This window comes from Shewanella sp. Arc9-LZ, assembly GCF_010092445.1.
Taxonomy (GTDB): Bacteria; Pseudomonadota; Gammaproteobacteria; order Enterobacterales; family Shewanellaceae; genus Shewanella.
In genome coordinates this window covers 2,303,219-2,317,642 of record NZ_CP048031.1, presented here as the reverse complement: position 1 = coordinate 2,317,642, position 14,424 = coordinate 2,303,219, and the positions used below count along the sequence as shown (strand labels likewise).

The 14,424-nt window shown below is 40.3% G+C and carries 14 protein-coding genes; 9 read left to right on the top strand and 5 right to left on the bottom strand.

Annotated elements, in window-relative coordinates:
• The first annotated feature begins 57 nt into the window (after window positions 1–57).
• The 9 genes from GUY17_RS10015 to GUY17_RS09975 all read left to right on the top strand — a co-directional run bounded on the left by GUY17_RS10015 (window position 58) and on the right by GUY17_RS09975 (window position 7,483).
• Window positions 58–831 (top strand): alpha/beta fold hydrolase, encoded by a 774-nt coding sequence (locus tag GUY17_RS10015; protein ID WP_101088375.1) that lies wholly within the window; start codon window positions 58–60, stop codon window positions 829–831.
• 98 nt (window positions 832–929) lie between these two features.
• On the top strand, window positions 930–1,151 hold the full coding sequence (locus tag GUY17_RS10010) for a DUF2788 domain-containing protein (protein ID WP_059744892.1): 222 nt from the start codon (window positions 930–932) through the stop codon (window positions 1,149–1,151).
• Between the two features lie 8 nt (window positions 1,152–1,159).
• Window positions 1,160–1,432, top strand: coding sequence for a LexA regulated protein (gene ybfE, locus GUY17_RS10005; protein ID WP_011637372.1), 273 nt, complete (start codon window positions 1,160–1,162; stop codon window positions 1,430–1,432).
• Window positions 1,433–1,483: 51 nt separating this feature from the next.
• Window positions 1,484–2,011: a flavodoxin FldA gene (fldA, locus tag GUY17_RS10000; RefSeq protein WP_101088376.1), complete on the top strand. Its 528-nt coding sequence runs from the start codon at window positions 1,484–1,486 to the stop codon at window positions 2,009–2,011.
• Window positions 2,012–2,104: 93 nt separating this feature from the next.
• On the top strand, window positions 2,105–3,292 hold the full coding sequence (gene earP / locus GUY17_RS09995; RefSeq protein ID WP_101088377.1) for an elongation factor P maturation arginine rhamnosyltransferase EarP: 1,188 nt from the start codon (window positions 2,105–2,107) through the stop codon (window positions 3,290–3,292).
• A gap of 49 nt (window positions 3,293–3,341) precedes the next feature.
• Complete coding sequence (gene efp / locus GUY17_RS09990) at window positions 3,342–3,902, top strand: elongation factor P (RefSeq protein WP_011637369.1); 561 nt, start codon at window positions 3,342–3,344, stop codon at window positions 3,900–3,902.
• Window positions 3,903–4,182: 280 nt separating this feature from the next.
• The gene (locus GUY17_RS09985; RefSeq protein WP_101088378.1) at window positions 4,183–5,397 is read left to right on the top strand and encodes a pyridoxal phosphate-dependent aminotransferase; all 1,215 of its coding nucleotides are present in this window, start codon (window positions 4,183–4,185) and stop codon (window positions 5,395–5,397) included.
• A 112-nt stretch (window positions 5,398–5,509) separates the two neighbouring features.
• Window positions 5,510–6,097, top strand: a complete 588-nt coding sequence (yfbR, locus tag GUY17_RS09980) for a 5'-deoxynucleotidase (RefSeq protein WP_162023040.1) — start codon at window positions 5,510–5,512, stop codon at window positions 6,095–6,097.
• 9 nt (window positions 6,098–6,106) lie between these two features.
• Window positions 6,107–7,483 (top strand): anti-phage deoxyguanosine triphosphatase, encoded by a 1,377-nt coding sequence (locus tag GUY17_RS09975; protein ID WP_162023039.1) that lies wholly within the window; start codon window positions 6,107–6,109, stop codon window positions 7,481–7,483.
• 138 nt (window positions 7,484–7,621) lie between these two features.
• Here GUY17_RS09975 and GUY17_RS09970 read toward each other — a convergent pair whose 3' ends face one another.
• The 5 genes from GUY17_RS09970 to GUY17_RS09950 all read right to left on the bottom strand — a co-directional run bounded on the left by GUY17_RS09970 (window position 7,622) and on the right by GUY17_RS09950 (window position 13,801).
• Window positions 7,622–8,542, bottom strand: a complete 921-nt coding sequence (locus tag GUY17_RS09970; protein ID WP_162023038.1) for a carbohydrate kinase — start codon at window positions 8,540–8,542, stop codon at window positions 7,622–7,624.
• Window positions 8,543–8,547: 5 nt separating this feature from the next.
• Window positions 8,548–10,068, bottom strand: a complete 1,521-nt coding sequence (locus tag GUY17_RS09965) for a mannitol dehydrogenase family protein (protein WP_162023037.1) — start codon at window positions 10,066–10,068, stop codon at window positions 8,548–8,550.
• Window positions 10,069–10,218: 150 nt separating this feature from the next.
• Window positions 10,219–11,934 (bottom strand): cytosine permease, encoded by a 1,716-nt coding sequence (locus tag GUY17_RS09960; protein ID WP_162023036.1) that lies wholly within the window; start codon window positions 11,932–11,934, stop codon window positions 10,219–10,221.
• Between the two features lie 200 nt (window positions 11,935–12,134).
• The gene (locus GUY17_RS09955; RefSeq protein ID WP_101088384.1) at window positions 12,135–13,097 is read right to left on the bottom strand and encodes a sugar-binding transcriptional regulator; all 963 of its coding nucleotides are present in this window, start codon (window positions 13,095–13,097) and stop codon (window positions 12,135–12,137) included.
• Window positions 13,098–13,117: 20 nt separating this feature from the next.
• A complete protein-coding gene (locus GUY17_RS09950) occupies window positions 13,118–13,801 on the bottom strand; it encodes an HAD family phosphatase (RefSeq protein WP_101088385.1) in 684 nt (227 codons plus the stop codon).
• Window positions 13,802–14,424 lie beyond the last annotated feature (623 nt).

Here is a 14,424-nt window from a genome sequence, read left to right as displayed (position 1 = left end):
GACCGGCTCATTGCAGCAGAATCTTCCGCATTAAATGTCCAATGAGTTTATTAAATTATGCATTATGTATCTTCTGGTCAAGGTGAAGCCGTCCTGCTTATTCATGGGCTGTTTGGTAATCTTGATAATCTAAAAAACCTCGCCAGTGTGCTTGAGCAACAACATCAAGTCATAAGGGTTGATGTACCTAATCATGGCTTAAGCGAGCATTGGGACAACATGGATTACTCTCAACTGGCTGATGCCATGATTGATGTACTCGATGATTTGCAGATTGAACAAGCCCATGTGGTCGGCCATTCTATGGGCGGAAAAATTGCGATGGCAATGGCACTTTTACACCCTGAACGTGTCAAAAGCTTAGTGATTGCAGATATCGCGCCGGTAGCATACAGCCCAAGACATCAAACCGTATTTGCAGGCTTAACCAGTTTAGTATTAAACAGCGATACCACTCGAAAGTCGGCCATAGCACACTTAATCAACGCCGGTATTGATGAGCCGACATCTCAATTCTTACTCAAGAATCTACAACGCACAGACAGCGGCTTTGAGTGGAAAATGAATTTAACTGGGCTAATCGAATCTTACGACCGTATTATAGGTTGGAATTTGCCTTTAACCGATAACGATCATTTTGATAAACCAGCACTATTTATCCGTGGCGGTGAGTCAAATTATGTCACTGCTGAGCATCGTGATGAAATCATGCGTCAATTTCCACATGCCAGTGCAAAAACATTGAACGGTACAGGCCATTGGTTACATGCACAAAAGCCTGAGATCTTTAATCGCATCGTGTCTGAGTTTATTGAACAAAACCAAGGGTAAATTTTTAATATTTACCTTTTTGAACATAGCCGATTGTATCGTGATGTGATATATTCGCGCCCTCTTTTCGCCAGACACTCAATAGCGAAGGTAGAAGTATGTTAAACCAATACATGGAACAAATTGAAGCAGTAGGCTTGAACTTGTTTTTTGCATCGATATTCTTTTTTATCGGCATGGCTATCCATGATGTGCTTAAACAAGGTGAAGTCCCTAAATTTGGTCGATATATTGTTTGGGCAGTGTTATTCCTCGGCTGCGCCGGGTTTATTGCAAAAGGTATCATTCAGATGACCTGGGAAGGCTCTGGGATCGGTTAAAGAGTACAATGGCAAAAGAAACAACAGATAGAACGACTATTGACCTTTTTGCCGCTGAAACTCGCCGTGGGCGTCCGAGAAGTAACCCTCTTTCTCGGGAGCAGCAATTAAAGATCAATAAACGTAACCAAATTCAGCGCGATCGCGCTAACGGTTTAAAGCGAATAGAGTTAAAGGTGTCACAAGATTTGTATGACGCCTTGAACCAACAAGCTTTGAACAGTAACATCAGCCGTAGCCAGTTAATCGAATTTATTCTGCAACAGCAACTCGACAACTGAGACGTTTTTAGAACATCGCACAACGCGAACTAGATATTTAAAGGATAGACAATGGCAACTGTAGGTCTTTTTTTCGGTAGCGACACTGGCAACACCGAAGCTGTAGCCAAAATGATCCAGAAAAAACTGGGTAAAAGCATGCTCGATGTTAAAGACATCGCAAAGAGTACCAAGGAGCAAATTGCTGAATACGATTTGCTTATGTTTGGTATTCCAACATGGTATTACGGCGAAGCACAGTGTGATTGGGATGACTTTTTCCCAGAGCTTGAGCAAATTGACTTTACCGATAAGCTAGTCGCTATTTTTGGTTGTGGTGACCAAGAAGATTATGCTGAATATTTCCTTGATGCGATGGGCATGATACGTGACATCGTTGAAGCTCGAGGCGGTATTATCATTGGTAATTGGCCATCTGAAAGCTACAATTTCGAAGCCTCTAAGGGCATGGCAGACGACAAGCACTTTGTCGGTTTAGGGATTGATGAAGATCGTCAACCTGAGCTAACTGAAGAACGTGTTGACGGCTGGGTGAAGCTAGTTTATGAAGAAATGTGTCTAGCTGAGTTAGAAGACTAACCCACATCATCAGATTAGTTTTGTGATTGAAAGCGGCTTTATTGCCGCTTTTTTATGTCTATAGTTTGGTTTAACGGTTAAGTAACCACCAATATGTCAGTTAATAATTTCAACCCATTATACCCTCATTGGGATATTTTTTGTGTCGTGGTCGATAACTATGGTGACATAGGTGTCACCTGGCGTTTGGCTAAGCAACTGGTGGCTGAATATGATATTCCCATCAATTTATGGGTCGATGACTTACTGAGTTTTTCGCATATATTACCCATGCTAGATCCACATAAATCGAAGCAAATATTCAATGGTGTGAATATATTTCAATGGAATAACCCAATAGATATAGAGTTTATTGCTGGCAATGTCGTTATTGAAGCATTTGCCTGTGAATTACCATCACAAATAAAATCCACAATAAATCAATTACATCAACACCCTCTTTCTCGAGCCCCTACATGGTTAAACCTTGAATATCTCAGTGCTGAAGATTGGGTAGAGGGTTGTCACGGGTTGCCCTCTTCACAGCCTAGTGGGGTTAAAAAGTGGTTCTATTTTCCTGGTTTTACCCCTAAGACAGGCGGGCTTATCTGTGAGCGGGAATTATTTAATCAACGTGACGAATGGCAAGCTGACTCAAAACATAAATTAGCATTGTTCAACAAACTGGGGTTACAGGGAATAGATGCTAAAGACACGGTTATCAGTGTCTTTAGTTATGAAACGCCAGCCTTAGCTGCTTTGTGTGAATTATGGCAAACATCGCCAAGCCCAATTCATGCACTAATCCCTAAAGGACGTAGTTTACATAGCTTAACGAGCATATTGCCCTGTGACATTAAAGATTTGATGCCCGGTCAACAATTTACAATAGGTAACTTAACCCTACATATATTACCCATGACTGATCAAAATGCTTTTGATCGCTTGCTATGGAGCTGTGATTTTAATATTGTGCGGGGTGAAGATTCGTTTTTACGTGCTCAATGGGCTGCAAAACCCTTCATATGGCACATTTATCCTCAAGAAGATGATTATCACTTGGTAAAATTACAAGCTTTTATGCAAATTTACTGCGATAATCTTGCTCCAGAAATTGCTACCACTTGGTCTGAGGTGAATTTGGCCTTCAACCAGGGGAATACAAACGCGGTAGTAATGCACTGGCAACAATTACATTCTGTTAATTTGTCTTTAATGCAACATGCTATTGAATGGCCAATTAACGCGTTAAATGAAGCAGATCTTGCGAGTCGACTAGTTCAATTCGTTAAAAATAGCTAAGATACTGCTCTATAAATAAAAAAAGTCTAAATATATAGGAAATAGTGAAATGAAAACTGCTCATGAAATCCGTCCTGGTAACGTGATCATGTTAGATGGCAGCCCATGGGTTGTTCAGAAGACTGAAACAACTCGTTCTGGCCGTAACGCTGCAATCGTTAAGTTAAAATTAAAGAACGTATTGCTAGATTCTGGCACTGAACAAACCTTCAAAGGTGAAGACAAATTAGACGATATCATTCTAGAACGTCTTGATTGTACTTACTCATACTTCGCTGACCCTATGTATGTATTCATGGATGAAGAATACAACCAGTATGATGTAGAAGCTGACAACTTAGGTGATGCTGCTGACTATATCATTGATGGTATGGAAGACGTTTGCCAAGTCACCTTCTATGAAGGCAAGGCTATTTCTGTTGAATTACCCGTTCACATTGTCCGTGAAGTTATCTACACCGAGCCTTCTGCTCGTGGTGACACTTCAGGCAAAGTAATGAAGCCAGCTACCATTACTGGTGGTGGTACTGTTACCGTTGCTGATTTTGTTAAAGTCGGTGACAAGATTGAAATAGATACTCGTACAGGCGAGTTCAAGAAGCGCGTTTAAACGTCAGTTAATTTGAGTTATTAGTAAAATAGTAATAACACAAGTCAACTCAGCAAAAGCCAGCACTAAGTGCTGGCTTTTTTGTTGTCAAACACTATACACATACTGATTCACAACCTAAAAACAGCATTTAACACTGAAGCGATAGCTAATTTACTGACAGAATCAGCATTTAACACTAATATTATTATTCATTTTGCTTGTTTGCCTCTTTCACAATGCCAATAAATTCGTTATGGTTCGCTAACTTAAGCCGTATTTAGTTATCGAGAGTAGTAGTATGCGACCCATTATCAAATCCAATAAGCTTGATTCCGTTTGTTATGACATCCGCGGACCAGTACATAAAGAGGCCCGTCGGTTAGAAGACGAAGGTCATCGTATTTTAAAGCTTAATATCGGCAACCCTGCCCCCTTTGGATTTGAAGCCCCAGAAGAAATCGTTCGAGACGTTATTTTAAACTTACCCAGTGCCCAAGGTTACTGCGAGTCAAAAGGCTTATTCTCTGCGCGTAAAGCCATTGTGCAGCATTACCAAGCTCAAGGTATTTTTGGCGTCGATATTGAAGATATCTACATAGGCAATGGTGTCTCTGAATTGATCGTAATGGCCATGCAAGGGCTGCTTAACACCGATGATGAAGTACTGATCCCATCACCTGATTATCCATTATGGACTGCAGCGGCAAACCTCGCTGGTGGTAAAGCAGTACATTATCGCTGCGATGAAGAAGCCGATTGGTTTCCTGATTTAGATGACATAAAGAGTAAAATCAGCAGCCGCACACGTGCGATTGTGATGATCAACCCAAACAACCCTACCGGTGCGGTTTACAGTAAAGAATTGCTGCTAGAGGTTGTTGAGCTATGTCGTCAACACGATTTGATATTATTCGCCGATGAAATTTACGATAAAATTTTATACGACGAGGCCAAGCACATCCCTGCCGCTGGTTTATCTGATGACATTCTGACTATCACCTTTAATGGCTTATCTAAAGCCTATCGCGCCGCAGGTTTCCGTGTGGGTTGGATGATGTTATCGGGTAATTTAAAAGCTGCCAAAAGTTACATTGAAGGCCTAGAAATGCTGGCGTCTATGCGTCTGTGTGCCAATGTACCCAATCAACATGCTATTCAAACCGCATTAGGCGGTTATCAGTCAATTAATGAGCTGATATTACCTAACGGCCGCTTAACCATACAACGCGATGCGGTGTACGAATTGCTTAATCAAATTCCTGGGGTCAGCTGTAAAAAACCTAAAGGTGCCTTGTACGCATTCCCGAAATTAGACATGAAGAAGTTTAATTTACGTGATGATGAACGTTTGGTGCTTGATTTGTTAAAAACCAAAAAAATTCTGTTAGTACAAGGAACTGCCTTTAACTGGCCTGAGCCAGATCACCTTAGAGTGGTTTTTTTACCCTATAAAGAAGACTTGGCTAAAGCACTCACCGAGTTTGGTGATTTCTTGGAAGACTATCGCCAATAGCACCTTAACGAGATATCTGTTCAATAAAACACTAAGCGACTGAACAGTCGCTTTTTTTTATTGATAAGCTCCTGTAAGCTGAGACAAACTATTGAGCGCAGTAAGGAGTCTCATGAGTCATTTATTTGCCCATTTATCTCGGATGAAACTGATCCAACGTTGGCCGTTAATGCATAACGTGCGCCGCGAAAACGTTCAAGAGCATTCACTACAAGTGGCGATGGTCGCTCACGCTTTAGTGATTATCAGCAATAAAAAATTCGCTACCGACTTAGACGCCAATAAAGCGGCAACCATTGCCATCTATCATGATGCTAGCGAAATTTTAACTGGCGATTTACCCACACCAGTAAAATACTTTAATAAAGAAATCGAAGCCGAATATAAAAAGATTGAAGCCATAGCTGAACAGAGAATGTTAGAAATGGTACCAGATGAATTTAAAGACGATTACCGCAGCCTGTTTATCAGTGAAGCAGCGGATCCACAATACAAAGCCATTGTGAAAGCAGCTGATACTCTCTGCGCATATTTAAAGTGCTTAGAAGAACAAAAAGCCGGTAACAGTGAATTTAATAGTGCCCGTAAACGTTTAGAACAAATGTTAGACGACAACCCTAACCCTGCCGTAGGTTATTTCCGTGATTGTTTTATTCCAAGTTTTACATTGAATTTAGACGAAATTAATCAAATGTTGTAAAGGAATTTTATGCCTGATAACACCATCGAGTCCAGTAATACAGAACAGAACAGTCGTTGGCAGCAACGTTTACTCGGTGAAGATAAACAGCGCCGTAATGATCATCGCAGCCCATATCAGCGTGACCGCGCACGTATTCTGCATTCAGCAGCATTTCGTCGGCTTCAAGCCAAAACACAAGTGCTTGGCGTTGGCATGAATGACTTTTATCGTACTCGGCTAACACATTCATTAGAAGTGTCACAAATTGGTACTGGCATTACTGCTCAACTACGTCGAAAATATCCGGACCTTAGGTATTTACTCAATTCAATGAGCCTCATTGAATCGATTTGTTTGGCTCACGACATCGGTCATCCACCTTTTGGCCACGGCGGTGAAGTCGCATTAAATTACATGATGCGCCATCATGGTGGCTTTGAAGGCAACGGCCAAACCTTTCGAATTTTAACTCGTTTAGAACCCTATACCCCTTCATGGGGGATGAACCTTACTCGGCGTACTTTACTTGGGGTAATGAAATACCCAGCAACGTATTCGCAATTGTATATCAATCAAAATAGGCCAGACATAGCCAATCATCGCCAACTAAAACCCTCAGAATGGCCACCGGTAAAAGGATTATTTGATGATGATATACCCATTATTGATTGGGTATTAGCGGCATTATCAGAATCGGATAGGCAGTTGTTTATTAGCAGTGAACAAAGCCATACACATGTAGATTATCCCCATTTAAAAACGCGCTATAAGTCATTTGATTGCTCGATTATGGAATTGGCAGATGACATTGCTTATGCGGTACACGATCTCGAGGATGCTATTGTAATGGGAATTGTCAACCAACATCAGTGGCAGCGCGATGTGGTTGGGCAGTTAACTGAAATCAAAGATCAATGGCTGATATCGGAAATCGCTAACATTGGTGACAAGCTATTCTCTCATGAACATCATTTACGCAAAGATGCTATCGGTACCTTAGTCAACGGTTTCGTCACCGCGATTGGCATTAGTACCAACCCACAATTTGACGAAGACTTATTAAAATATAATGCCGAATTAGAGCCAGACTTTGCAGCAGCATTACATGTACTGAAACAATTAGTTTTCAAGTATGTTATTCGTAAACCTGAAATCCAGATGCTGGAATATAAGGGCCAACAGATTGTGATGGAATTGTTTGAAGCGTTTGCCTCGGATCCTGAACGTCTGTTACCACTTAATACTCGAGACCGATGGTTAGCAGAGCGTAATGACAATAATAATCCAATGCGGGTGATTGCTGATTATATTTCTGGGATGACCGATGAATTTGCCGGTCGCTTACATCAGCAATTATTTGGTTCAAAAACCGCAGGCATTATGGAGTTAAGTCGCGAGCAATAACATTTATTACCTCTGTTGATTTTCGATAAAAAAAGCGCTTGGTTATAACAACCAAGCGCTAACGGGTTATATAAAGGGGAAATAACCCAAATTTCACACTTCACACTTCACACTTCACTAACAAAAACACCAATCAATTTATACCGGGTGCATAAACGCTTGTATTTCATTTAACGTGAGCATTGGCGTAGCGCCATGAGACTGAGCAACCATAGCACCCACAGCGCAAGCAAAATCAATCGCATACTGCGGATTACTATCACTGCATAATTGGTACAGTAACGAGCCTAAAAATGAATCTCCGGCGCCGACGGTATCAACTACCTTGACTAAATAACCTGAATTATAAAACTTCTGCCCTGCAACACTCAGTAATGCTCCATGACTGCCTTTGGTAACACACAGATAATTGGTTTGGGTTTGCTCAGCAATATAATCCAAGTTTTGTTCTAATGAATTAAATGGCGAGCCCATGGCTTTAGCAATTTCATACAGTTCATCATCATTTAATTTGATAAAATCTGCTTTTTTCATCAAACTAACCACACTATCAATCTGGTAATGCGGTGCACGTAAGTTAACGTCAAATACCGAAAACGAAGCCAATTCAACTACGGCGGTTAAGGTAGTGAGAGACATATCATTGCGACCAATTAAACTGCCAAAAACCAACACGTCAGCACGATTAACTTGCTCAATAATATCTTCCGTTAATGCGATATTATCCCACGCAGTATCGGCGACAATGTCATAAGACGCTGACCCATTTTTGTCTAAAGTGACTTGAACTGTGCTGGTGCTTTTAACGGGATCTATGGCGATACAGTCGCGATTAACGCCGCGATCGTCAATAAAACTCAGTAACTCGCGACCTAATAAATCATCGCCAACGGCACTGATCATCGAACCTTTAATGCCCAAGGCATTAAGTCTGACGCACACATTTAAAGGTGCCCCGCCAACCCGCTTGCCATCAGGGAAACAATCCCACAATACTTCGCCAAAACAACTGATGTTAATGTCGGCCTTAGCTTTATGATTAATTAATATGCTATTCATACGGCTTAACCTTTCGCTTGTAATCTTGCTTGCATAATCGATTTAATGTCACTGCCCGGTGCATATAAGGCCGTAATCGCTTGACGATAATCTTTACAAAAGCTTGCTTGATTATTTAGATCACCAAATAAGTCGGTTAGCTGTAAAAAAGCTAACGGATCTTGTGCTGTTCTGCTAGCAAACTCATGTAACTGTGCTGACATTTGGTCGTTAATGTCTAACGCTTGCCCTTGCTGATCAACACGTTTGTCACTGTATAAACACCAGGTAGCAATGACCAATGTGGCCAGTGAAGTATCACGGCCTAATTCGATATTTTCATTAATAGACGCAATGATAAATTTTGGTAACTTGGCTGAGCTTTCGAGACAAATTCGCGCCAAGCTGTCTTTAATGTTCGGATTGGAAAAACGTTCAATTAGGGTATCTTTGTATTGAGTTAAATCAATGCCTTCAAGTTGCTCAATTAACGGCGTGACTTCATCGTCCATAAATTTACGTAAATATGTTGCAAATAAAGGATCAGATACCGATTCATCAATCGTCGCAAAACCATGTATAGAACCTAATAAACCTAATACTGAATGGCCTGCGTTTAACAAACGGATCTTCATTTTTTCAAACGGAGTCACGTCACTGACAAATTGTGCACCAACGGTATCTAACGCCGGACGGCCATCACTAAAGTTGTCTTCTATGACCCATTGAGTGAAGGCTTCGCACGTGATTGGCCATTCATCGTTAATGTGTAATGTGTTAGCCACATATTCGATGTCTGCTTTGGTTGTCACTGGGGTAATACGGTCAACCATTGCGTTTGGAAACGCTACATTCGTTTCAATCCATTGGCCTAAACCAGCGTCATTTTTATTCACAAACGCCAGTAGCATTTTACGGGTCATGTCGCCGTTATGCTGAATGTTGTCACAAGACTGAATGGTAAAAGGCTTCATGCCCTTGGCTTTACGCTGTTTCAGTGCTGCAGTTAAATAGCCAAACGCGGTGATTGGGTCATTAGGATTCGCCATATCATGGATTATGTCTGGATTGTTGAAATCAAACTCACCGGTTGCAGGATTAAAGTTATAACCGCCTTCTGTGATGGTCAATGACACAATTTTAGTGTCTGAGTGAATCAGTTTATCAATGACCTGTTGTTTGTTTTCTGGTGCAAATAAAAAGTCAATCATCGAGCCCATCACTTGATGATCAATCTGACCATTCGGGTGACGTACCGTTAAACTGTACAGATAGTCTTGTTTCACCAACACATCACGTAGACTGCGGTTAGCTTCTAACAAACCGACACCACAAATCGCCCAAGACTCAGAACCAGGTTGCTTCAATAACTCATTGATATACATTGCTTGATGAGCACGATGAAAGCCACCGACACCAATATGCACAATCCCAGCGGTTAACTGGCTACGATCGTATTTCGGCACATCAACATTAGCAGGTAATGTTGACAAACTTTGTAGGTTTAACGTGTTCAGTTGAACATTTGAATCTTGAGAATGATCCATGTGGATTGTGCCTCATAAAATAATTAAACAATATGGATGATTGTGTTATCTAATGAAATAACACGGCTAACTCAAGACTAATGTTTTATTAACATCATTAACCTTAAGCTATTAAGATCAGCCGTTAGCCTTGAGTTATTAATACTGCGATTACGAGTTTATTTTTTTATGTCGTTTAAGAGCAACATATGAACAACTAAAATAAATTATCGTACAGACAAAACAAACTGTTTCAAATAAAGATTTATTCTCTGCATAGATTGTCATTGTCGGGCTATAAAACATCACTTTCGCAGCCAGTACACTAATAACCACTAAAGAAACAACCGCAAAGCTATTTAACACCTTGGTGAACTGACTGCAGTCTTCAACATGAGGCTTATCATCTTTAGCCATTTCATCTTGGTATTCGGCAATTTGTTGCTGTTCTTTCTCATCTAATAATATAGCGTCTGTATAATCTAAATCGGCACCATATTTTTTAGCTAATACAGTATAAATAATAATGGTGAATATCCATGTTGGAATAAATAAGTAATAGAATGAAATAATATCAAGACTATTTAAACCAAACCCAAATACTAACGCTAATGCCCAAGATGCAATTGCCGGTGTACTTTTAGACAGGTTTTGATACTTAGCCCAATAGCGGGTTAAGCCAATTTTAGGGAACAACACGTGCTCAGCAAATACAATCCCCCCCACTGGTACAACTAATAGACCTGCATACGTCAGTAACGGTAACATCTGCGAAAACACAAATGGGAAACACGCTATCACTACAGTGACTAAACCCACAATGGCGGTAGTACGTTCACGAGATTGATTAACAAAGATTGACTGCGCGGCTAGGCCTGCACGGTATAAATTCGCGTTAGCCGTTGTCCAACCAGCGATAATGATAATCACAAAGCCTGAAAAACCTAAAGCATGGTAAGCAACATCACCTGGATCGAGTTGAGTAATAGTAGTTTTTAATAGTACAGCAGTACCTGCCCCCATAATACCAGCAGAGATCCATGCTAAGTAGTGGCCGAAGAACATGCCAACACCTGAAATCAAACCATAACTTTTACGCTTTGCGAAGCGGAAAATAGCCATGTCTATCAAACCGAAGTGAGTAATTGAGTTAGCTGCCCACGCAAAGCCTATCACTTCAAGTAAACCAATACCGGGTTCACCTTTGTCATTTAATCCAGTCCAAATTGAGCTGTCACCTATGGTCATGAAGTCTTGCCAGCCCGTTAATGTGGTACTGCCAATCACATGATTTGATAACACTGGAAATAAGGTAAATGAACCCGCAATAAAAATAACAAATAACCACGGCGCACAAATTTTAGAAAAGTCAGCCACGGTAGAGAAACCATACATGGCGACGACAACGACGATAGATCCTACCGCTAATACAATCATCACAAACCATAGACTGCTAGGGTACCAATTTAATTGTGCCGGAATATCGAATAAGAAACGAACGGCTGTCGACGATACAGTGATCATCGCTGCGGATATCACCGAGAAGATAACGACATTTGCCCAGTTATAGAGCTTGGTCATTGAGTCGCCGGCAATCTTATTTAAATAATTATATAAACTGAGTCGAGTTTCAACAGCAATAGGTGCCGTTAATAACCACCACGAACACATCGCTAATAGATTACCAATTAATAGTCCAAGTAATATATCAATAGTTGAGGCACCTAGAGCAACAAAAGTGGCACCAATAACAAACTCCGTCGCGGCAACATGCTCCCCAGCATATAAACCTGCAAAGTGTTTCCAACCATGTAATTTATTTTTAGCTACAGGCAGCTGCTCTTCATTCATTTGTTTGAATGAAGCCTCATGTTGACTTGTTGTCATTATTTTTATATTCCTATTTAGGGAATAAGTAAAACCCTCACCAAAAATCGATGATAAAGTGATACTATATTTCCTTTACTGACTATTTATTATTTCTATTGAGTTGAAATAATAACCCCATTCATATTCACATTATTTTTATAAATTATTCACGCGTTATTGATCTAATTTCAATGTTAAACATCATTTTATTTAATCATTTACTTTAGCTTTGCTAATATTCTTTCAGCTGTATATTCATTGGTTATCAATGAATTAATTAAGCGACCTTGCAATGCTGAAAATATTGCATCAACTTTATGTTGACCAGCAGCAATGCCATAAACAGGTTTATTTGAATCAATTCTCAACGGTGAGCTCATCACCAATTGATTCATTGAATGCTCGAGTAACTGCCCTTGCTGGTTATACACCCAACTGATGATTTCACCAGTGGCATTGTCATTAATTAACTCGGTTAACTGTGACTGATTAATGAAACCATCGAGCAATAATGGTGACTCTGCGCCCATATGCCCAATACCAACAAAAGTGGCATCTGCTTGTTTAACTAATTCAAAAATACTTTTTACCGGCGCTAAGTCATGCAATAACTGCTTTTCCGCTACTGAAGTCGCAATAACGGGTAATGGCATAGGGTAATGCTTAGCCTGCACTCGATTAGCCATGCTGACTACGATATCAAATGCTGATGCAGAACCGTCTAACATCATGTTGCCTAATAACGACACTATTTTATGCTGTGGACATTGCATCGAAGGTAACTCATCGATACAAGCTTTGAGTGCTCGTCCGGTACCAAAGGCTAAAGTTTTAGGTTGTTCAGACTTTAAGTACCGCTCTAACACGCCTGCACCACATTGCGCTAAACCGTGCACGGAACTGTCATCAGCAGGATCGCTGGGTACAATTTCGCATTCCAATAAATTAAAAGCTTGGGTTAACTGTTGGCCCAACTCCATACATTTACCAATGGGGTGATCTAAACGGACTTTAATTAACCCTTCACTAACCGCTAATGCGACTAAACGTTGTGCTGACTGTCTTGATACTTCTAATTTTTGGGCAATTTCATCTTGAGTATTCTTCGCGACGTAATATAACCACGCAGCTCTTGCCGCTTGCTCTAATCGCGCGAGTTCTGAATTCGACTTGTTATCCATGTTGTCCCTTATATTCAGTATCAACGCATTAACGCTGGCATTAGACGATTAAAATGTTGCCAATGACTTAGTACAGCAATCTCTGGGTAAGCCTGTGACACTGGGTGTAACTCATCGCTAACGTTATCGACTATATGACCACCGCCAATATAATGAATCACTTTCATTTTGGCCGCGACAGCTGCACTAACGCCAAAAAAGCTATCTTCAATCACCAAACAATGCTGTGGCTCGACCCCCATGCGTTTAGCCGCATACAAAAACAAATCAGGTGCCGGCTTACCTCGTTTGACTTCGCTGGCCGTAAAAACATTCAAACCAAACACATCCGTTAACCCTACTACTTCTAATGCGCTAGTTGTACGCGGTAAACTGCTGCTGGTTGCTATGCAATACGGTACTTTCAAATCTGCCAATATCGATCTAATACCGTCTGTTACGGTTAAATTACGCTCAAACTCAGACAATAGTTGCTGACGATATTCTGCTTCAAATTGTTCAGGTAATGTCAGTGCCAGCAAACGCTTTACTTTGTCGGCGACGGTAGCAAATTGACAACCTAGAAAATGCTGTTGTACAAAAGCCATATCAATGCAGGCGCCTAATTGAGCAAGTTTTTCGATTAACACATTCGCGCTAATCACCTCACTGTCGATCACAACCCCATCGCAGTCGAATATTATTAATTGTGTATTTATGTTCATATGCTCGCCTTGCCAGATCAAGTCAGATAACTAACCATATTTTACAGCGTGCTGAACCTGAAACCACAATAATAAATCCAACATCACATTCTGTAGAGTTCTACAAAACTCAAATAACGTGGATAAGTGACCACATTACACTAACTAGAGTAAACATTCGCACCACGAGTGAGCATATGCCCTAGCAGTGAGCATATTCCCTTTTATAAATATTGATGTCAATCACAATTCTCTAATTAAATAAGCAAAACAAGCTTTAGCGATTGCTTATACACGCAACCCAATTATAAAATATTATTTAAATTCAATAGAATATTTTCAACATAGTTGATTCAATTTGTTATTTCATCAATGTAAAAGTTCAAAAAACAGACTATTTCTATTGTAAAACAATTGTAAATTATCGCTTTTTTAGTTGAAAATCGTACTAAAGGTAAGCGACAAGATAAAGAATGAACACGCAATATATGCATTACTTTGGTGCTAAAAACAGGTCTTAGTTATGAATTAATGCCAATTTGGGTGATGTTTACATGCCTAGACAAACGTAAGTTAAATATTCAACAAAATATAGCGTTCATAAAACAAGCTATTACTGTAATAAAATTACATTCCGTTATGCA